Annotated in this window: 15 protein-coding genes and 1 pseudogene; 6 read left to right on the top strand and 10 right to left on the bottom strand. The window is 58.7% G+C overall.

The genetic code is table 11. The features are described from left to right. Positions 1–80: 80 nt before the first annotated feature. From C1T17_RS02605 to C1T17_RS02575, 7 genes are all read right to left on the bottom strand, one after another. On the bottom strand, positions 81–401 hold the full coding sequence (locus C1T17_RS02605) for a 2Fe-2S iron-sulfur cluster-binding protein (RefSeq protein WP_104952080.1): 321 nt from the start codon (positions 399–401) through the stop codon (positions 81–83). A gap of 97 nt (positions 402–498) precedes the next feature. After that, positions 499–1,407 (bottom strand): NAD(P)H-dependent flavin oxidoreductase, encoded by a 909-nt coding sequence (locus C1T17_RS02600; protein ID WP_223262761.1) that lies wholly within the window; start codon positions 1,405–1,407, stop codon positions 499–501. Between the two features lie 58 nt (positions 1,408–1,465). After that, positions 1,466–3,142, bottom strand: a complete 1,677-nt coding sequence (locus tag C1T17_RS02595) for an acyl-CoA dehydrogenase family protein (RefSeq protein ID WP_104952078.1) — start codon at positions 3,140–3,142, stop codon at positions 1,466–1,468. 41 nt (positions 3,143–3,183) lie between these two features. Then, positions 3,184–4,383 (bottom strand): acetyl-CoA C-acetyltransferase, encoded by a 1,200-nt coding sequence (locus tag C1T17_RS02590; protein ID WP_104954958.1) that lies wholly within the window; start codon positions 4,381–4,383, stop codon positions 3,184–3,186. Positions 4,384–4,431: 48 nt separating this feature from the next. After that, positions 4,432–5,940 (bottom strand): class I adenylate-forming enzyme family protein, encoded by a 1,509-nt coding sequence (locus C1T17_RS02585; RefSeq protein ID WP_104952077.1) that lies wholly within the window; start codon positions 5,938–5,940, stop codon positions 4,432–4,434. 16 nt (positions 5,941–5,956) lie between these two features. After that, a complete protein-coding gene (locus C1T17_RS02580; RefSeq protein WP_223262760.1) occupies positions 5,957–7,195 on the bottom strand; it encodes a MaoC family dehydratase N-terminal domain-containing protein in 1,239 nt (412 codons plus the stop codon). 70 nt (positions 7,196–7,265) lie between these two features. Further along, positions 7,266–9,566 (bottom strand): acyl-CoA dehydrogenase, encoded by a 2,301-nt coding sequence (locus tag C1T17_RS02575; RefSeq protein ID WP_189338468.1) that lies wholly within the window; start codon positions 9,564–9,566, stop codon positions 7,266–7,268. A gap of 486 nt (positions 9,567–10,052) precedes the next feature. Between C1T17_RS02575 and C1T17_RS21520 the strand changes: the two genes are divergently transcribed. The 4 genes and pseudogenes from C1T17_RS21520 to C1T17_RS22060 form a co-directional block, all read left to right on the top strand. Then, the gene (locus C1T17_RS21520) at positions 10,053–10,250 is read left to right on the top strand and encodes a hypothetical protein (RefSeq protein ID WP_223262759.1); all 198 of its coding nucleotides are present in this window, start codon (positions 10,053–10,055) and stop codon (positions 10,248–10,250) included. Between the two features lie 16 nt (positions 10,251–10,266). Then, the gene (locus C1T17_RS02565; RefSeq protein WP_104952073.1) at positions 10,267–11,769 is read left to right on the top strand and encodes a class I adenylate-forming enzyme family protein; all 1,503 of its coding nucleotides are present in this window, start codon (positions 10,267–10,269) and stop codon (positions 11,767–11,769) included. A 236-nt stretch (positions 11,770–12,005) separates the two neighbouring features. Further along, positions 12,006–13,145: a CoA transferase gene (locus C1T17_RS02560; protein ID WP_223262758.1), complete on the top strand. Its 1,140-nt coding sequence runs from the start codon at positions 12,006–12,008 to the stop codon at positions 13,143–13,145. Beyond that, positions 13,115–13,861 (top strand): annotated as a pseudogene (locus C1T17_RS22060) (SDR family NAD(P)-dependent oxidoreductase); the annotation flags it as partial. The gene C1T17_RS02560 and the pseudogene C1T17_RS22060, both read left to right, overlap by 31 nt. Positions 13,862–13,935: 74 nt before the next feature. Here C1T17_RS22060 and C1T17_RS21515 read toward each other — a convergent pair. Continuing rightward, complete coding sequence (locus tag C1T17_RS21515) at positions 13,936–14,586, bottom strand: HpcH/HpaI aldolase/citrate lyase family protein (RefSeq protein WP_223262892.1); 651 nt, start codon at positions 14,584–14,586, stop codon at positions 13,936–13,938. A 253-nt stretch (positions 14,587–14,839) separates the two neighbouring features. Here C1T17_RS21515 and C1T17_RS02545 point away from each other — a divergent pair, with 253 nt between their 5' ends. Together C1T17_RS02545 and C1T17_RS02540 are read left to right on the top strand one after the other, a co-directional pair. Then, positions 14,840–15,610, top strand: coding sequence for an SDR family NAD(P)-dependent oxidoreductase (locus C1T17_RS02545; RefSeq protein ID WP_104952071.1), 771 nt, complete (start codon positions 14,840–14,842; stop codon positions 15,608–15,610). A gap of 30 nt (positions 15,611–15,640) precedes the next feature. Then, positions 15,641–16,075, top strand: coding sequence for a nuclear transport factor 2 family protein (locus C1T17_RS02540; RefSeq protein WP_104952070.1), 435 nt, complete (start codon positions 15,641–15,643; stop codon positions 16,073–16,075). A 1,055-nt stretch (positions 16,076–17,130) separates the two neighbouring features. Here the strand turns inward: C1T17_RS02540 and C1T17_RS02525 are convergent. Then, on the bottom strand, positions 17,131–18,195 hold the full coding sequence (locus C1T17_RS02525; protein ID WP_104952067.1) for an acyl-CoA dehydrogenase family protein: 1,065 nt from the start codon (positions 18,193–18,195) through the stop codon (positions 17,131–17,133). Next, on the bottom strand, positions 18,192–19,388 hold the full coding sequence (locus C1T17_RS02520) for an acyl-CoA dehydrogenase family protein (RefSeq protein WP_104952066.1): 1,197 nt from the start codon (positions 19,386–19,388) through the stop codon (positions 18,192–18,194). The genes C1T17_RS02525 and C1T17_RS02520 overlap by 4 nt, the downstream gene beginning before the upstream one ends. Between the last annotated feature and the right edge of the window lie 58 nt (positions 19,389–19,446).

The raw sequence follows: 19,446 nt of genomic DNA, 5'->3' as shown, positions 1-19,446 counted from the left end.
GCGTCTTTACAAGCAGGCCTAAATCTCGCGCAAGGGGCAGCTTAATCAATCGGGCTTGTATAACGTCAAATGCCGGATTTTCAGAACTGAGTCGCGGGTATTTCGACCGTCAAACCATCCAGAGAGTCGTCCACGATGACTTGGCAGGAAAGACGGCTATTATCCTGCGGATCTATGGCCATCTCCAGCATATCCACTTCGTCGCGGGAAGCGCAGCCAACCTGATCCAGCCACAGTTCAGGGATATAGATGTGACAAGTCGCACATGACATTTCGCCACCGCAATCGGCGACGATCCCGGGAATATTGTTCTTCATAGCGATTTTCATAACGGACATTCCCTCGTCGGCCTCTACCGTCCAGGTCTTACCGTCTGCCGCCACGAAATTAACGTTCACCATAGTTCCTCCGTCACGAATTCAAGTAGCTGGGCTTCCGGCGCAATATCAACTCGCAGCTGCCCAGCGTGCAGCAGCTCAATATGATGGGCCTTATGTTTCAGGTCGTAAGGACCCGATTGCGACCCATCTTTCCGTTTAATCCTTCCACCGCTTGCTCCAACTCACGCCCGATCCTGCGCACGATTTCGTCGACCGGCAATACGCTGTCGACGAGGGAAGAAGCATGGCCAGCGCTGAGAATATCTTTCCACGCTTTAATGCCTGCGGGCAAACGCGCTCGTTCGCCGGATTCCAGGTCAGGCATATGCGCCAGGTTCAATCCCGCCGCGACTAGGGACGAGCTGAGAAAATTTGCAGGCAGACCGGAAATTGCGTTCGTATAAACAATGTCCGAAAGTTCGGCGTCCACGACGCTGCGCTTGTACGCGTCGCCGGCCATCGATTCCGCCGAAGCAATGAAGCGAGTGCCCATATACACCATGTCCGCACCCAGCGCGATCGCGGCGGCAACGCCATGGCCATCGCCGATGCCGCCACCCAACACGACAGGTCCATCGTAGAATTTGCGGACCGCGCGAAGGAAGCTGAACGGGGACGCTGCGCCCGCATGCCCGCCCGCCCCTGCGCATATGAGGATGAGGCCGTCCACACCCGCCGCGATCGCCTTTTCGGCATGACGTATCGTCGTTACGTCGTGCAACACCTTGCCGCCCCAGCCATGGACGCGCCGCACCGTATCGGTCGGATCGCCGACGCTAGTGATGACCAGTGGCGCATGCGCTTTCTCCATCGCCGCGACCACGGCATCGAAATCGCGATAGCGGCCCGGCCAGACGTTGATGTTCACGGCGTAGCTGGCTGCGTCCCGTCCGGCCAATCTCTCCTCAATAGTCGCTAGCCAATACTGTAGCTGCTCCGGGGTGCGCGCATTCGCGGCGGGGAAGGCGCCGATGATGCCCGAACGACATGCCGCGACAACCAGATCCGGCCCCGAAATAAGGAACATCGGCGCCGCAATAATTGGTAATGCCGTTGCCCCGAACGGAGAATCCGCGAGCGCAAAGTCAAGCATCGAGCAACCGCCGGGCGATAACATGCGCCTGAATTTCGCCGGCGCCCTCGAAAATGTTCAGAATGCGCGCGTCCGCCAGTAAACGGCTGATCCGATATTCCATCGCAAACCCGTTGCCGCCATGGATCTGAAGCCCGTTATCCGCCGCCGACCAAGCCACACGCGCACCGAGCAGCTTGGCCATCCCAGCTTCCAGGTCGCAACGCTTACCTTGATCCTTCTTCCATGCGGCATGGTAGGTTAGTTGGCGTGCGCCCAGCAGTTCGGCTGCGACCATCGCCAGCTTGTTCTGAACGCGCGGGAACTCAAAAATCGGACGGCCAAACTGCTTACGCTCCAGCGCATAGCTCAGTGCGACGTCGAGCGCCGCCTGTCCCACACCGATGGCGCGTGCGGCCGTCTGTATACGGGCGCTCTCGAACGTGGCCATGAGGTGTTTGAACCCCTGCCCTTCCACGCCGCCGAGAAGGTTTGCGGCGGGAACGGAGAAGTTCTCAAAGCCGATCTCATATTCCTTCATTCCGCGATAGCCGATCACCTCGATCTCGCCACCGGACATTCCCTCCGAAGGAAAAGGATCGTCATCGGTGCCGCGCTGTTTGGATGCCAAAAACATCGAAAGCCCGCGATAATCCTTGCTTTCCGAGTGGGTGCGAACCAGCAACGTCATCAGGTCGGCCCGCGCGCCATGGGTGATCCAGGTCTTGTTACCGTTGACGACATAGTGGTCGCCATCCTGAGTCGCGTGCGTGCGCAACGAACCCAAATCAGAGCCGGTGTCAGGTTCGGTGAAAACCGCAGTAGGCAGAATTTCGCCACTCGAAATCTTCGGGAGAAAATGCGCCCGCTGCTCATCCGTGCCGCCCGTTAGGATGAGTTCCGCGGCAATCTCTGAGCGCGTGCCTAGAGAACCTACGCCGATCCAGCCCCGCGACAGCTCCTCGGACACCACGCACATGGCGATCTTTCCCATACCCAGTCCGCCAAACTCCTCGGGAACCGTCATCCCGAACACCCCCATCGCGGAGAGCTCCTCGACAAGCTCGATAGGGATCAGTTTGTCCGCTAGGTGCCAATCATGCGCATAGGGAGCGACCTTGTCGCGCGAGAAGGCAAAAAATTGTTCGCGCACCATGGCCATGGTTTCATCGAGGCCGTCGGTCTCAAGCGTTGCGCGCGCCCGCGCCTCGACCAGATACGCGCCGACTTCTGACAAGAGCTCCTGGTTGCCGCTTTGGCGCGCCAATTCAACCAGCGCCGGATGATCCAGTAAAGCGAGCGTTTCTGCACGGCGGGTCAACTGAAATGGCCGGATAACTTCATTCTGGGTCATGGAGATGCCGGCGCGAAGCTGCGCCGCATATTCTACGAAAAGCAGCTGAACAAGGGCTTTGTCGGTCGGCGTGAACTCTCCGGCATCGGAGAGCCGAGCGGCCCATTCCGCAGTTTGGTGGAGAATTGCAGCGTAGGTCGCGTACCAGGCAAAACCATGCACCACATGTTGTTCCGCATCGAGCCTCTCGCGACTGAAACAGCCGCTCCCTCCCTTCAGGTCCAAGGTTACAGCAGCGACAAACACGGAAACCGCGCCCGCAGCTTTTTTCAGCAAGTCGGGAAGACGCGTCTGGTCCGCAACACTTACATCGTTCGTCAAAATAGCCTCGACCATAATTACCTCGTCATTTCAGAAGGCCGCAAGCCCCAGCTCGATCAACTCGCCCGTTCGAATATGGCGGCTAGCCCCTGCCCGCCCCCGATGCACATCGTCTCCAGCCCATATCGCCCCTCGCGCCGGACCAGCTCCCGAGTAAGGTTGCACAATATACGCCCACCGGTGGCGCCAATCGGATGCCCCAGCGATATGCCCGAACCATTGACATTGAGCTTGTCGGGATCGTTCCAGTTCCAGCCCTTGAGGCAGGCAAGCACCTGCGGAGCGAACGCTTCGTTCAGTTCGACGAGATCAATGTCTTTCCAACCCATCCCGCTCCGCGCGAACAGCCGCTCGACCGCCGGGACCGGCCCGATGCCCATGCGCGAAGGATCGCAACCGGCCGCGGCCCAGCTATGAAACCAGGCGATCGGTTCGAGACCGAGTTCTTCAAGCTTATCTTCGGCCACCACCAGACACACGGCGCCCGCGTCGTTCTGTTGGCTGGCATTGCCCGCCGTAACGACACCGTCTTTTTCAATGGGGCGCAAATGGGCCAGCGATTCTGCCGTGGCGTCTTCGCGAATGCCCTCGTCCCGTACGACAACGACGGCATCGCCGCGCCGCTGGGGCACCGCCACACGGATCAGCTCGTCATCGAACTTACCCTCGTTCCACGCCTGGGTTGCACGGCGATGGCTGCGCGCCGCATATTCGTCGCACTCTTCGCGTGTGATGCCATAATCGCTGGCGAGGTTGTTGGCCGTCTCGATCATGCCGCTGATCACGCCAAAACGCGAGACCGGCTGAGACATTACTCGGCCACGCGTGAGCCGGTCGTGCATCGTGGTGGAGCCCGAACGCGCCCCACCCCGATGGTCGATCGAATAATATTCGACGTTGGACATGCTTTCCACACCGCCCGCGATCACAACATCGGCAGCACCGGTCTGAATGCGCATCGCCGCGTCGATAACCGCCTGAAGCCCGCTGCCACAGCGCCGGTCAAGTTGAACGCCCGGAACCGAAAGCGGCAGATCGGCGGCCAGGGCCGACCAGCGTGCGATGCACGGCGCTTCGCCGTTGCCGTAGCCCTGGGCGAACACGACGTCGTCAATCCGCTCGGGGTCCAGCTTCGTCCGTTCCATGAGCGCGCGTATCACAATAGCACCCAGTTCTCCCGCCTGCAGAGAAGACAGTGACCCCATGAACTTACCGACGGCCGTCCTTATGGGGGAAACAATAGCTGCTCTGCGCATCTGGTTCATTCCTCGAAATTCATTTGCTTTACGAAGCGAGTACCTATCTCAGGTGGCATGCTCGGTGAGCATTTCCTTGACGGCAGGCAGGGCCGGCTTCATCGACGGAGTCCGCGGCAGGTCCCCGACAAACACGTATTTCACCGGCATTTGATATGGTGATAACATCTCCGAAAGGAATATTTTCAATTCCTCCGCTGTCGGCGGCACCTTTCCCGCCGCCGCTATGATCGCGGCGACTGGAACCGTACCCAACCGCGCATCGTCCATGCCTACCACAACGGCCTCCCGTACTGCCGGGTGCTTTTGCAACGCCGCTACGACCTCGTCGGGATGGACCTTGAAGCCGCCCCGATTGATCGCGCCATCGGCACGCCCATGGACCCACAGATAATAATCCTCATCAAGCGACGCCAGATCTGTCGTGCGCACCCAGTCCGTTGCATCGCCCACTTGGCGTCCGCGAAGCTCCAGTATTCCCTTTTCACCTAAAGGAAGCGGCGCTTGGCTGTCGCCATCAACAATGCGCGCCTCGATACCGGGCTGGATCTTGCCGACGCTCCCGCGCTTCTGGTCATATAGTTCGCGGAAGGCGGAGATTTCCCAACCGGCAACACTACCGGAAAATTCGGTTGCGCCATACTGGACGAGCACCGGCAGACCGTAACGCTCGCGAAATTCGTCGATCAGCGAGGGATCGACCGGTGCGGTACCTGAACGAATTGCGACCAGGCTGGACAGCCGCTCTTTGGGAATATCCGCGTCCAGGATCATCTGCAAAGCGGCGGGAGGAAGGTTCACCACGCGGGGTAGCGTGCGCTCCACCGCATCGACCCATTCTCCAACGGAAAACTTCTCCATCAGCGCGAGCTTGCGCCCTTCGGCCAGCGTCATGAGCACAGTGAATAACCCGCTCATATGCGTGAGCGGTGCGGTCTGGAGACGCGTACCCGATCGCAAGCGCAAACCCATTTCGCCTCTTTTGCGGTCGAGCGACTGCACCGATTCAAGGCTTTTGTTGAAATTGCTCCGTAACAGCGGAATTCTTTTCGGCGCGCCGGTCGTGCCGCTGCTCAACATCTCGAACATCGTCTCGGGTGCAAGCCTCTCAAGTGAAGCGGGCGGCGGTTTGCGAAATCGATTGCCCCACTGGGGCATGACGCCGACCTCGTCTGAAAGCCGTATAGTCGGAATGGCGAGAGCGTCGGCAACATCGCAAACCTCGGCCGACATATCCGTGTCGAGCCCGATCAGCAGAGTTGGACATTGTCGCTCGATATCATTGGCAAGCTTTGCTGCAGGAATAAGCGGATTGAACCCGACCGCGCAGCGCCCCGAAACAACGCACGTCAGCAGCGCGGCAATCGGCCCAGCACGATTACGTAGCAACAGACCGACCCTGCCGTCCTGGGGAACCCCGGATCGGCCGACCATCTTCACGAGCGCTTGAACAAGCTCGTCAAGTTGCCCCCAAGTCCACCAGACCTTCTGCGATTCGACAGCCGGCGCTTTGGGTTCGAGCTTTGAAATTTCCTGGAGCAGCTGTTCGATCTGCATATATTATGCCCTCTCCCTAGCTGTCGAAGGTCACGCCGGTGTCGAGCGCCCGATAGCGCTCCACCTCATGCTCGATCATCTTGTCGATGTCTTCTTCGGCCGGACGCGGCAGCTCGACCGGCTTCTCGCGCGTCGGCAGCAATACAATCGCGTCAGCTGGAGAAACCATGGTGCCCCATTGATTTTCGACCCGCATCTTCAGATGCACTTCGGCGCCGACATCGGTCCGCTTCTTCTCGACGACCTCGCCGCTGATCCAATATGTGTCGCCGGTGTAGACGAACTTGCGATGCTCGCAGCTCATCTTCCACAGCCACCCGTCATCGCCCATCCAGTTGGTAATGAGATTTGCGAGGAAGGTTTCGCGCATCGCGCCGTAGTCATAGCTGAGCGGCACGCCGAGTTCGTTCGCCCATTCCTTCTCCCAGTGGAGACGCTGTACCGTATCGGGAATGTTGAGCGCATTGCGCGTGAACATGCCGCCGGCCTTTTTGCGAATTTGGTATGAAATCTTGAAGCCGCCGGGCGGTGTAAGCTGCAGTCCCCATCCCATATGCCAAGCGATAAGGTCGGAGGTGCGTAGCGGCCCGCGGACAATCGTTCCGAGCTCGTTGCCGATTTCAACATCCTCGAAGTAACGCATCTCGGCCCCGCGGATCGTCTCCGCATCATAGGCGGCGTCGATCTTCGCCAGCTGCTCGTCGGAATATGGCTCAGGCAGCTCGTATTTTTTCTTCTTTTCCTTTGAAGCATGGCGCTCGGCCCGTATCCATGTTCCCCGACGAATATGCACAAGTTCATCGTCCTGATTGCGATAGATAAAGGCTTGCACTTCCGCGACACTGCGGCCGCTGAATTCGCTTTTGTCCCGGGGCACCACACCTATCAGGGCACAACGGCGCCGGATGCGATCGCCGATCATCAGGGGGCGCCACCACTCGAACTCCATTACCGCCTGGTAAGAACCCAGCCCCGCCAGCGGGTCTCCTTTGAGTAGCGCGCTGATTTCCGGTGAGCGGGGAACCGAATCGGGTTCTCCCATGGTGTAATGGAAGGTCGGCGGCGCAACCAGCCCGCCCCATCGCGTTCTCTGACCATATACAGGATTGCAAAAGAGCGGATTGTCGTCGCCATACCCGTTTGCGAAGTGCCGGGAGCCGTCCCAAGTCACCTCCATATTATGCACTGCGCGATTTTGATTATACTGAACGCCAAGCCGCTCGCGCAGCTTGTCGACCGCAGCGTCGGTCAGCACGCCGACTTTCTTTGGTGCCTTGTGCGCGTTTATTAGCATATCCCGCCCCGCCTAATGGCTGCCGCGAGGTTCATCGCGGTATATCCTTGAACGGAATCCCTTTATCGGGGCGATAATCCTGAGGCAGGCCCAATATCCGTTCGGCAATTGTGTTGCGCAGAATCTGATCGGTTCCCCCTGCAATCCGGCTCAACGGGACTAATAGCCAGGATTCGGTAAATCGTTCGTAGGTTCGGCATCCAGGCTTGCGCTCGATCGATTCTGGGCCGGCCGCGTCCATTGCAACGCGCGCGAATTTCTGTCGCGACGCCATCAGGACCAGCTTCGCGATAGATCCTTCCGGGCCAGGTTCCTGCCCCTCTACAATTGCTTTGAAAGCACGTCGATTAATCGCGCCCAGTGCCTCGGCTTCATAAAGCACGCGTGCCGTCGCATCGCGCAGATCGGGATCGGCGTTCTTGCCAAACAGCCCGTTTCCTTCGCCAAGCAATATCAGAGGATCGGGTCCGTATCCCCAGGAGTCAGTGACTGAATAACGCTCTATCATCAGTGTCTGTATCGCAACCTTGAAGCCGTCCCCGACTCTGCCGAGACGCTGGCTGTCGGGCACCAGTACCTCGTCGAAAAAGACTTCGTTGACATGATTGGGAGCGAGCATGCGAACCGGCCTCACGGTCACACCCGGGGCCTTCATATTGACGAAAAAAAAAGTCAGGCCCTGGTGCTTCGGCAAGGTCGCGTCGTGCCGGGCCACGATGATGCCCCAGTCGCAATATTGCGCCCAACTGGTCCATAATTTCTGGCCGTTCAATACCCAATTGCTGCCTTCCCGCCGAGCCGTCAACCGAAGCGCGGCGAGGTCCGAACCGGCGGCCGGCTCTGAGAAAAGCTGACACCATAGCTCTTGGCCACGGATCGCCTTAGGCATCAGTTCACGTTTCTGATCTTCGTTCGCATGGGCGATCATGATCGGGACCGGCATGCCCATCGTGATTGCAAAATAGCTCGTCGGCAGGTCGTATTGCGCTTCTTCCTGACTGAAGACGATCTTTTGCATGTCTGTGCCGCCCCCCCCGCCATATTCGGTCGGCATGGAAATCGCGGCATAACCATGATCCGCCTTCAGCGCCTGCCATCTACGGCCGAGCGCCAGATCTTCCTCCTCCGTAAGCCCCTTACGCGCATCCCCGGAGAAATTTCCTGCATGCTCGGCGAGAAACGCTCTTGCCTTCGTACGATAGACCGCGATGTCGGAATTGTCGCCGCCCTCGGCGCGCGCGGCTGCCCGTGCTCCTTGCGCCAGCGAGAGAATACGATGGCGCCACGCCTCCTGATTTCCCAAGTCGACTGACATGCAACGGGCGCGTTTCAGATAAAGGTGTGGCGCGGCCTCCCAGGTACCGCCAATGCCGCCATGCAGCTGGATCGACTCCTGCGCGCAGTAATCCGCCGCACGCATCGCCGCCAGTCGTGCACAGGCAACGGCGTAGGAAAAGCGACTAGGAGGTGCTTCCAGCGCGGCAAGTCCCGCACCGCGCGCGACCTGGATCAGGACAAAGAAATCGGCCAACATGTGCTTTATTGCCTGCAAGGCGCCGATTGGCTGGCCAAAAGCCCTACGCTCCAGCGCATAGTCGCGGGCGGCATCGAGCGAAGCCTGCGCCACACCCACCTGCTCAAATACTGTCAACACCGCCAGCTCGTCGGTAAGACGCTCAGCGGCAGAGCGGCCGCCTACTAGTGTCGCCTGCGCGCAATTCAACGTAATGTGGGCGTAACCGCGTGAATTATCGATTGATTCAATGATCTGTCGTTTGACAGCTCCTTGATTAAGCGCCACCGAAAACAGCTGATCGTCACAGCTAGTCACCAGCAGATGGTCGGCAAATGCGCCTGCGGGAACGGCCTTGCAAATGCCGGTCAAACAGCCTTCGCCGGCAACTGGCAGCCTGTCGGGGGACCCGACGGTCGTCGCCATCACCGTCAACAAAGCTGCACCGCTCGCTGCCGCTTCGACCAGTTCGCGAAAGGACGAAATACCCGACCGTGCCAGAGCCGCCGTGGCCGCGCAATGCGCGGCATAGGGTATGGAGCCAAGCGAGGAACCAAGCTCTTCGGCGATCACGCATTGGGCCGATATATCGAAGCCGAAACCGCCCGCCTCCTCTGGGATGCCAATACCCAGCCAACCCAGTTCTGCCGCAGTAGACCATAATGAGCGATCGAATTCGCCAGACCTGTCCAGCAGATTGCGCATCATCTCATGACAGTTCGCGTCGTCCAGCGCACGCCTGGAGCTAACCCGAATCGCCTCCAGCTCCTCCTCGGAGGCGGAAGTTGTGGCGCTAACCGACCCATCACAAGAGTTCATTCGAATTCCGCTCCCCATGCCTTTGCTCGACGACGAGAAAGCCATCATATTCAGTTACCTTGCGCCTCGCACTGACCACAATGCGGCGGGTCGCCACAAAAAGTGAGAACCATCCTCGGGAAAAAAATGCCTTCAATTTCTTCGTCCACACCTTATATACCGTTTAATTGTATATAGGATTTTGCTATGAGACAAGTGGGTGACAGCTACAATCGAGACAAGATGCATGATCCGGCGCTGAATGAAGTCATTCGCGCTTTTGCGCGAGACGAGCTATAGAGTTGGAATGCATTATCCCGATCAGCGAGAGCGGTTTAGAAGCGACCGCAACATGTGCTGTAGACAATCGAAGAAATTACCCAAGGGGAAGACACTGCAATGGAACTAAAACCCGGATCGCGCTGGAAAAGTGCATCTTGCAGCACCGAAATCATAGTCGTTCGTCCGCCCAAAACGTCCGTTACGCTAGAATGCGGGGGGCACGCCATGGTGCCTGCGGGCGAAACGCTGACGACCGCGGAATTGCTTCCGGCCCATTCCGGCGGAACGATGACGGGCAAACGGTATTTCGACGAGGAAAGTGCTCTGGAGGTTCTCGTCACGAAGGCGGGTCAAGGCTCTCTTTCTGCCGATGGTAGGCCCATGCCCGTTAAAGAAGCCAAAGCACTTCCAAGTTCTGATTAACGGCAAGGGGTTCGACATGGAATTGCCGCTTCTTCTCGAGATGGGGGCCGACGCCTTTCCAGATCGCATCGCCATTGCAGGTCCGGCCGGATCGGTAACATTGGATGAGTTACATCGGAGTGCCAAAGGCTCCGCCAGCTGGTTGATGCGGCAGGCAGGAGACAAGCTCGTCTACATCGGGCTTAACGGCCCGGCGTTTCCGCTTTGCTTGTTTTCGTCCGGCCTTGCCGGTCGGCCCTTCGTTCCGCTTAATTATCGGCTCCCGGACGACGATTTGCGGCGCCTTCTGGCCCGAACCGCGCCTGCTGTGGCCGTCGTGGATGCGGACATGATGCCGCGTGTCGCCGGGATTGAAGGTATCATGGCGATCACCCCCGAGCAATTTTCATTGCATGCGTCCGAACATAGCGATGCGCAATTCTCTTCCGCTGAAGTGAACGACACGGCGATCCTGCTTTTCACCAGCGGCACCACAGGCGAACCCAAAGCGGCGATCCTGCGCCATTCCAATCTCACCTCCTATGTCATCTCCACTGTGGAATATATGGGAGCGGGCGAGCGCGACGCCACACTCATCAGCGTACCGCCCTATCATATCGCCGGCATCTCGGCTGCATTGACCAACATCTATGGCGGTAGACGTCTCGCCTATTTGCCAACTTTTACGCCGGAAGCTTGGATCCAACTGGCCAAGCAGCAAGGCGTCACCCATGCCATGGTGGTTCCGACCATGCTGGGGCGCATTCTCGATGTGCTGCAAGAACGCGGGGAAGCCTTGCCCGCTCTGCGCGCCCTGTCCTATGGTGGCGGACGAATGCCGCTTCCGACCATCAAAAAGGCGCTTGAAATTCTGCCGGAAGTCGATTTCGTCAATGCGTATGGACTTACCGAAACCAGCTCGACCATCGCCATTCTGGACCCGGACGATCATCGCGCCGCCATCGCATCCGACGACCCCATGGTACGCAGGCGCCTGAGCTCGGTCGGCCGCCCGTTACCGACTCTCGAACTCGAAATTCGCGACGAGGCAGGAATCGTATGCGCGGCGGGAGTACCCGGCGAAGTCTTTGTCCGGGGTGAACAGGTTTCGGGTGAGTATCTCGGCAGATCCGCGCTGACTGCCGACGGATGGTTCCCGACCAACGATGCCGGCTGGCTCGACGGAGCGGGTTATCTGTTCATCGAGGGTCGCCTCGATGACGTGATCGTGCGCGGCGGCGAGAATATTTCTCCTGGGGAGATCGAGGATGTTCTGCGGGAGCACGAAGCTATAGACGATGTCGCCATCCTTGGTTTGCCTGACAATCAATGGGGTGAACGTGTTGCAGCGGCCATCGTACTCAAGCCGGGTAAAGCGGCAAGTCAGGACGAGCTGAAGCAATGGGTTCAGGCGCGACTGCGTTCGACCAAGACGCCCGAAACGTGGGATTTTCGAGATGCCTTACCTTATAACGACACCGGCAAGGTTCTGCGTAGAACTCTCAAGGTTGAGATGGCCAAAGCCTTGGCCAATGATTGAATTCGCCGGTGGACACGGCCTCTCAACCATGCCTGCCCGGTAACGAAGACAAACTCGCGGCATATTATGCCCGCTGCCTGCTCTCCACACTGGGTATTGAAGCTCCAGTAAGCGGCGAAGCGGATCACCCCGCTTTGGCCTGGCGCCGGGCCGGGCTGATGGCCATTACTGGCTTACCGGGCGGCAAAGGCCTCGTCCATCCCGCCCCGCTGGCCGCTGCTGCCGATGGCGCTCTTATGGCGCTGGGCTTCATCGCGCCGGATGCAACCGATCTCCCCACGTCGGGTGCCCTGCTGCTGGGCGAACGGGCCCGTATCCTGCGGCTTCGGCGCAAGGGCGCAGTCTCAGCGAATGGTAGCTGCCACCTATTCGAATGCCTCGACGGCCGCATCGCCATAAACCTGGCGCGCGAAGACGACCGCGAACTTCTGCCTGCACTGCTGCATTGCGAGCCCGAAACTGACGAGGCCGCCCTCTCCTCGCTTTTCGCCCGGCATTATCGAGCGGACATGCTTGCCCGTGGCGTGGAACTCGGCATGGCAATAGCCGCTGACGTACCCGTGACCGGTGTCCACCAGTGGTTCGCGGCGTCTTGTAGGAGATACCGAGCCAAGCCGGCGCACTCACCGCGCGTGCTCGACTTTTCCTCGCTTTGGGCCGGGCCTTTGGCCGGATCGCTGCTCGCCATGATGGGAGCGGAAGTTGTGAAGGTCGAGAGCTTGACACGACCCGACGGCGGCCGATTAGCCAATGAAGATTTTTTCAACCTGTTGAACGGAATGAAGCAGCAGGGGACGATTGATTTCCAGGATCGCGAACGCCTGCGCGATCTGGTCTTTTCAGCGGATATTATCATTGAGGCCAGCCGCCCCAACGCATTACGCCGGATCGGTATACTGGCGGAACAGTTCATCGCCCAAGGGGGTCTTTGGATCGGCATTACAGGCCATGGTCGGCTGCCCCCTCATGACCGGCGTGTGGCCTTTGGTGACGACGCGGCTGTCGAAGCCGGACTGGTGCATGCAATGAAGCTTGGCTGGGACACCGCTTTATTTGCCGGTGACGCCATAGCGGATCCTATGACCGGCATTCATGCCGCCTTGGCGACCTGGCATTTTTGGTCTCAAGGGGTGAGCGCGCTGGTCGATATCTCGCTTTGCGGAACTATGCGCCATGCCATGAGTCTCGGCCTGTGCTCGACTGAGCAACTGTCGCACTGGCAGGCTTTGGCGGAGGAAGATGGAGCCCCGCTCTATCCACAGCGTCTCCCGGTTGTAACAGCCACCAATGAGATGCATCAGGACGTCCGAGAACAGGACGGTGCCCGCGATAAATCGGAAAGAGAATGGATTTCGACGGCAAAGTGGCGTTCATAACTGGGGCCGGCTCGGGAATAGGCTATGCCATTGCCGAGACACTTGCTGCCAGAGGCGCGACGATAATGATCGCGGACATGGATGCAATGGCGGGTGAAAAAGCTGCCCGAGTGCTTATCGAGGCAGGGAGAACTGCCGCAGCCATAGCATGCGACGTCGGCGAGCCGGAAAGTGTCGAACTGGCCGTGACAATGACCTGTCGGCAATTCGGCGGCATAGATATACTGGTCAACATTGCCGGATTGCATCTACCCCATTACACAAAGCGTGTGAGCGAACCGGCGTACGACGCATGGTGCCGCCTGCTCCAGGTGAATGGGCTTGGCATTGTCTCCTGCGCCAAGGCATGCAGGGAGTCCATGTGGGCGCGAAGGGGGCGTGATCGTAAACATATCCTCAATGGCGGGGTTTAAGGCAGAGAGCGCCTACGGCATCTCTAAGCAGACCGTGAATGGCCTTACTGTCGCTCTAGCAAGGGAATTTTCGGCCGATGGAATCCGCGTCGTGGGTATCGCGCCTGGCCTCGTAGACTCGCAACGCGCTATGGCGGAAATGGGCGAAGAGCTGACGCGACACTATATCGAAGATGTGCAGTTAATAAACCGCCTCGGCCGCCTACCGGACATCGCCAATGCAGCTCGGTTCCTCTGTTCACAAGACGCCAGCTTCATCACCGGCGAGACGCTGATCGTCTCCGGCGGGCCTTCGTTCGCGCCTGAACAAATAACCAAGCGGAGCTGGTCAGCTCCATCTGGCCATCAGCGCCCTTGCCGATCTATCCATTGCTTCGTCAATCATCTACGCCTACGCCCTTCTTTGCCAGTTCCACTATCCGGCGGGCACGGTCCAATGCCTTCGCATCCGGTCGAAAGCTCGCATCTATGGGCGCAATTTGGCTTCGGTGAATGGCGGCTTTTCCCGCAAAACCCAATTTGCAGGCCCGGTCGGCTTCTGCGGCCATCGCTTCAAGATCGTTGAGGTTAAAGGAAGGCGGATCGATTGCAGCAATGCCTCCGGCGGCACATGCAATCGCAATGTGGCATCGCGCGGCATGCAGTAACCCCCCTCCTCGCTCGCATCCTAGATCGGAGGCCATGCCCGCAGCACCGAAAATGATCGCGCGCAGCCTTGGCGTCGCCTCGGCGACAGCTTCCACATGCCTCAGACCCCAAGCACTTTCCACAAGTGCGACGAGAGCCGTTGGCTTCTCATCAGCGCATTGATTTTGCCGCAGTACGCCAGCCGACTCCGATTTCGGCAAGATAAGGAATGTCGGATAGGCATCCGCCAACACGATCGCCTGAAGGTCCGCAAGACCGCCTATCGTAGAGGGCGAATTGATACGAGTGGCTAAGCGGGCAGTATCGTTCGAGCCCAACACGCCAGCCAGACTGCGGCGCGCTTCCGGCCGTTTTTTTTCAGGAGCGACGGCATCTTCCAGGTCAATGCATCGCTTTTGGACGAAAATGCTTTCGCGACGCTATCTAGCTGTCAGCGGGCATGAACAACCAGCTGCATGGAATGCACCTTTCAATTGTTCGCTATGTATCAAAACTTCCTCTCATTTTGGTCGGCCGGATATAAACGTTAAAATAGAACCCTCTAAAATTCTCGGCAGGCTTCCGATTTGTTAATATAATTGAACTATATCCCATTCATAGTATAGGCCGGACAAACGAAAGAAAGGGCTTGAAATGGAACTAAAAGGCGGAGCCGCTCTTGTTGTTGGTGGAGGGGGCGGGTTTGGAGCCGCGACCGTGCGTCGCTTCGCAGAGATGGGCGCAAACGTCGTCGTTGCCGATTTCTCGGAAGAAAAGGGCCAAGCGCTCGCTTACGAATTGGGCGATCGCGGGCACTTCGTGAAAACCGATGTTACCAGCGAGGACTCGGTCCGTACGGCCATCGTCGCAGCGGAACAACTCGGGCCCTTGCGCACATGCGTTATCGTGCATGGCGGCGGGGCTGCGGTTTCACGCATTGTGGGGCGCGAAGGCAAGCGTTACCCCTTTGAAACCTTTCAGAAGACGATTAATCTGTTTCTCGGCGGCACGTTCAACGTTCTTTCGCTGGCGGCCGAATCCATGGCGAAGAATGAGCCGCTCGAATCCGAACAACGGGGCGTCATTATCACCACCGCCAGCATTGCCGGCTTTGAGGGGCAGGTCGGCCAGTCGGACTATGCGGCGGCCAAGGGCGGCGTGATTTCGCTGACGCTTCCCGCTGCGCGCGATCTCGCGCCGCTGGGCATCCGCGTCATGTGCATTGCGCCGGGCACCTTCCTGACGCCGGCATACCGAATAGGGCCGGAAGAAGCGCAGAAAAAATGGGGTCCGCTGGTGCCCAATCCCAAACGCATGGGCAGGCCGGAAGAATATGCTGCGCTGGCCTGCCAAATCGTCGAGAACGACTTTCTCAACGGCGAAACCATTCGCATAGACGGAGCGCAGCGTTTCAACATCAAATGATAGAAAGCCGCGGCGGAAGAGGACTGGACTATGAATGATTATCAGGCGATCACCAATCTCGAACACCGATTTATAGAAAGCCTCGATCAGCGGAACGTTGCTGCCGTAGCCGCTATGTTTGGCGACGACGGCACACTGGAAATGACAGTTCCAGGCTTTCCTCCAATGTCCGGAACGGGCGCATCGGAAGTCAGTCAGCTCCTCGAGCGCATCATACCTACGCCGTCCGCAGGGCACATCGGTCGCCACATTCTTAGCAATCATGTCATCGACATCGACCAGGCTGCGGGAAGTGCTGAGGTACGCATGTATTCCTGCCTTTTCACCGTCTCGGAGGGCACTCCAGTTCATTGCAACGGTTTTGGCCGGCACTATGACAAACTGAAGCTTGTCGATGGCACATGGTGTTTCTCGCACAAACTTATCCAAGGTGATGTCAGGATCCCGCCGCCGAGCCAAGGATAGACAAGTTCTGAGCAATGCTTACCAGCCTGACCGCAGACTCTGGGCACCCGATGGTCCGGTCCTAGTTAACTCGAGAACGCTGTGTCAGCTTCGTACGTCGCAAAATCGAAGAGCGCTCGTTTGCACGTCGAAGGCAAGGGCTACGGAACGCCGGCGGTTTTCGTCCCTGGTTTTGGCGGCGCGGTGGCGAGTTGGGATCCACTCTGGCCGATCCTGCCAACGGGCCGTGGCTATGTTCGCTATGATTTGAGAGGTTTCGGCCAATCTCCTCTCGCTGATGATCAAACTTTTCCCACTCTGCAGATTTGGGCGGTCTGCTCGACGCCCTTGGCTTTGTGACCAATGCGACTTGGTCGGCATGTCCATGGGGGACAGCATCGCACTGAATTCCGCGCTGAACCAGCCAGAAAGGACACGCAGTCTAAGCTTGATCAACACGGCCATGGGACTGGTCCGAGGAATGGTGCAGCCAATGGTGGGCAATCGTAAATGCCGCACCCCTTGGAGCAAGCAAAAGCACTCTGGCTGTCGCACTCCTTTTTCGACAGTATCAGGGATTTACCCGAAATGGGGTTGGTGGAACAGGAAGTGGAACGCTTCTCTGGCAGAGAATGGGTAGCGGACCACCAAACTCCCCTGATGCCCGACCTGGAGCGGTTGCATAGGCGCAAATGCCGTTGATGCTGCTCGCGGGCGGGCGTGACTTCGCCAATTCCCCATAATCGCTGACGTGCTTTCCGCCCCGGTGCCCGCATCATTCTCCATAATCGGAAAGATTGCGGGGTTTTGCCTCAAATTGGGGCCCCGACCTAGTGCCGCGATTGGCTGGCCGAATTCTCGGGCACGATCTCTTGAATTCGCCGTAAACAAGTTCGGTTAAAGTAGGCAGCATATCGTTGGGAGCGTACGCCGAAAGCTATACTGATGCGCAACCGCAACATCCCGCAATCTGCCGCGCGCGTACCGGCAAGAACATCCATGTTAAGTAGTCATGAGGCTGGCTCGCGCCTGCTTGAATGAGGGAAATCTCCTCGCACCCCATGCTCCTGGTTGGATCACCACTCTGCCAGCGCCGCCGCGCGAGCGCGATGCTGCGCTGGCGTACCGAGCCAGGCGTGATCGAATAGCGAGCGCCGAAACCAGTGGCTCAACTCATACTCCCATGTATAGCCGATGCCGCCATGTGCCGCGACGCTGCCGCGGGCTACGGACACGAAGCGATCTGCTATATGTGCCTTGGCGATTGCTGCCGCCCGATGCCGGTCTGGCAATCCCGCGTCCTGGGCATAGGCTGCATACCAGAGCAGAGCCCTGGCGGGTTCGACTTCCAGGGCCAGATCCGCAAGCTGATGCTTGAGGGCCTGAAAACTTCCTATAGGCTGGCCAAACTGCACTCGCTGTTGGGCATAGGATACAGAAAGATCGAGGCAATATTGCGCGGCGCCCAATGCCTCGGCCGCCGACAGAACTAACATAGCATCGAAAAGCCGAGGAACGAGCGGATCACCCGCCGCACACAGCAAGGTCGCAGGCGCCGCCTGGAACGTGACGCTCGAAAGACGGCGAGTATGATCGGAGGACAGCAGGGTTTTCAACAAGACTGCATCTCCTCGTTCCACCAAAGCCAGACCTCCATCGGTGGTTCCCACAATAAAGAAATCGGCGGATCCTGCACCCAGAACAAAACGCACTTCGCCGTTCACGGCGAACCCGTCAAATGCTACATTCCAGCTTTCGGGGATCCAGTTGCCGCCCAGCGCCATAGTCGCGATCCGGGACCCCTCAAGCAGCGCCTTGAGCCAATCGCGCGACCGTTCTGAGGGCAAGCTCGACAGCAGCATTGATGCCAACATCTGCGCGCCAAGCGGGCCCGGCGCGGCAGCCATGCCCGCTGCCTCCATGACCAGCGCGGCATCTACCAGCCCTAGACCTATGCCCCCGCGATCTTCTGGCACCATCAGTCCGGTCAGCCCCAGGTTCATCAATGCCTGCCAGCTTTGCGCGTCGAAGTCGGCTTCGCCCTCCGCGAAGTTCCGCAGGCGGGGTGCCCAGCACTCCCCGAGCGTGCCGCGGACAGCCGCTACGATGGCTTCCTGCTCTTCCGTTGGATGAAACCTCATTGTCCCGCGCCCATCGCCGGATCCCGCGGCAGGCCGAGCCCTCTTTCCCCAATAATGTTGCGTTGGATATTGGTGGTGCCGCCAGCGATCGAGTTGCCAAGCGATCCCATCACCTGATCGAGCCACTTTTCAGGCCCCCGCCCCGGCGAACCGGCGGCCGCCGGCTGAATAAGCGCGTCGCCTCCCATTAGGTCGAGCGCCAGTTTGGCTATCTCGTGACCAGTTTCGGTCGTCAGCACCTTCATCATCAGCTGAATCAGGCCTGCACCTTCCTTCGCTATGGCGAGACTGAACAAGCGGTAACTGGAGTAGCGGTGCGCGAGCACCCAGCCTTCTATTCCGACAAGCGCGTCGCGTACCAACGGCTCGTCGATCGCACGCTTGCTATCGCGGACGGTCGTACGAGCCAGCTCAACAAGTTTGTCGAACTGCGCGCCCAGCGATTCCGCTGAACCGATAGAAGCACGTTCATGGCTTAACGTGGAGCGACTGACCTTCCATCCTTCGCCTCGCTTCCCTACGATCCAGTCCGCCGGGGTAGTAACGCCATTAAAGGATATCTCGAAAAAGCGCGCCTCACCCGTCAATTGTCGAATAGGACGCCGCGCGATGCCCGGCTGATCCAGATTGATCAGCAAGTAGCTTATCCCAGCATGTTTCGGAACGTCCGGCTCGGTACGCACCAGCGCGAACATATGGTTAGCGCGGCCGCCGTTGCTCGTCCAAATCTTCTGTCCGTCGATTAGCCAGCGCCCATCGACCATTTCCCCCTTGCAGCGCAAGGAGGCGAGATCCGAACCTGAACCGGGTTCTGAATAGCCCTGTGCCCATTGCATCGCGCCTTCGATCGTCGGTCGGATGAAAAGTTCCTTCTGCTCGTCTGTACCATGTTCGAGCAAGGTAGGCACAAGCATCCTGACGCCATTATCCGCAAGCTCTATCGGAGCGCGCGCGCGCGTGAACTCATCGCGGATGACGTGCGCGCGGATGACGTCGACCGGCTGTTGCGAGCCGCCATATTGCAACGGAATGTTGCGGTAAAGATATCCGGCTCGAGTCGCGCAACCGCGAAAGTCGGAAAGATCCGACGCCGCATAGGGCGGCGTTTTGCCTTTTGGAGGCCAGCTTTCCTTTAAAAAGTGCTGGATTTCCGTCCGAAATTCCTCGGCCGCAAGGCCAAAATCAAGGTTCATCCCGTTTGCCTCAAATAGCTTATTCTTTTATATGTTTAAGACTTACGCTAGTTCAGGG

This window comes from Sphingobium sp. SCG-1 (assembly GCF_002953135.1).
Taxonomy (GTDB): domain Bacteria; phylum Pseudomonadota; class Alphaproteobacteria; order Sphingomonadales; family Sphingomonadaceae; genus Sphingobium.
This window is presented reverse-complemented; position numbering and strand designations above follow the sequence as displayed.

Bases quoted from the DNA above. Each gene is read 5' to 3' on its own strand.
- C1T17_RS02575 (WP_189338468.1), bottom strand. From the start codon at position 9,566: ATGAACTCTTGTGATGGGTCGGTTAGCGCCACAACTTCCGCCTCCGAG.
- C1T17_RS02590 (WP_104954958.1), bottom strand. From the start codon at position 4,383: ATGCGCAGAGCAGCTATTGTTTCCCCCATAAGGACGGCCGTCGGTAAG.
- C1T17_RS02600 (WP_223262761.1), bottom strand. From the start codon at position 1,407: ATGTTCCTTATTTCGGGGCCGGATCTGGTTGTCGCGGCATGTCGTTCG.
- C1T17_RS02585 (WP_104952077.1), bottom strand. From the start codon at position 5,940: ATGCAGATCGAACAGCTGCTCCAGGAAATTTCAAAGCTCGAACCCAAA.
- C1T17_RS02525 (WP_104952067.1), bottom strand. From the start codon at position 18,195: ATGAGGTTTCATCCAACGGAAGAGCAGGAAGCCATCGTAGCGGCTGTC.
- C1T17_RS02565 (WP_104952073.1), top strand. From the start codon at position 10,267: ATGGAATTGCCGCTTCTTCTCGAGATGGGGGCCGACGCCTTTCCAGAT.
- C1T17_RS02520 (WP_104952066.1), bottom strand. From the start codon at position 19,388: ATGAACCTTGATTTTGGCCTTGCGGCCGAGGAATTTCGGACGGAAATC.
- C1T17_RS02595 (WP_104952078.1), bottom strand. From the start codon at position 3,142: ATGGTCGAGGCTATTTTGACGAACGATGTAAGTGTTGCGGACCAGACG.
- C1T17_RS02540 (WP_104952070.1), top strand. From the start codon at position 15,641: ATGAATGATTATCAGGCGATCACCAATCTCGAACACCGATTTATAGAA.
- C1T17_RS02605 (WP_104952080.1), bottom strand. From the start codon at position 401: ATGGTGAACGTTAATTTCGTGGCGGCAGACGGTAAGACCTGGACGGTA.
- C1T17_RS02560 (WP_223262758.1), top strand. From the start codon at position 12,006: ATGGCGCTGGGCTTCATCGCGCCGGATGCAACCGATCTCCCCACGTCG.
- C1T17_RS02545 (WP_104952071.1), top strand. From the start codon at position 14,840: ATGGAACTAAAAGGCGGAGCCGCTCTTGTTGTTGGTGGAGGGGGCGGG.
- C1T17_RS21520 (WP_223262759.1), top strand. From the start codon at position 10,053: ATGGTGCCTGCGGGCGAAACGCTGACGACCGCGGAATTGCTTCCGGCC.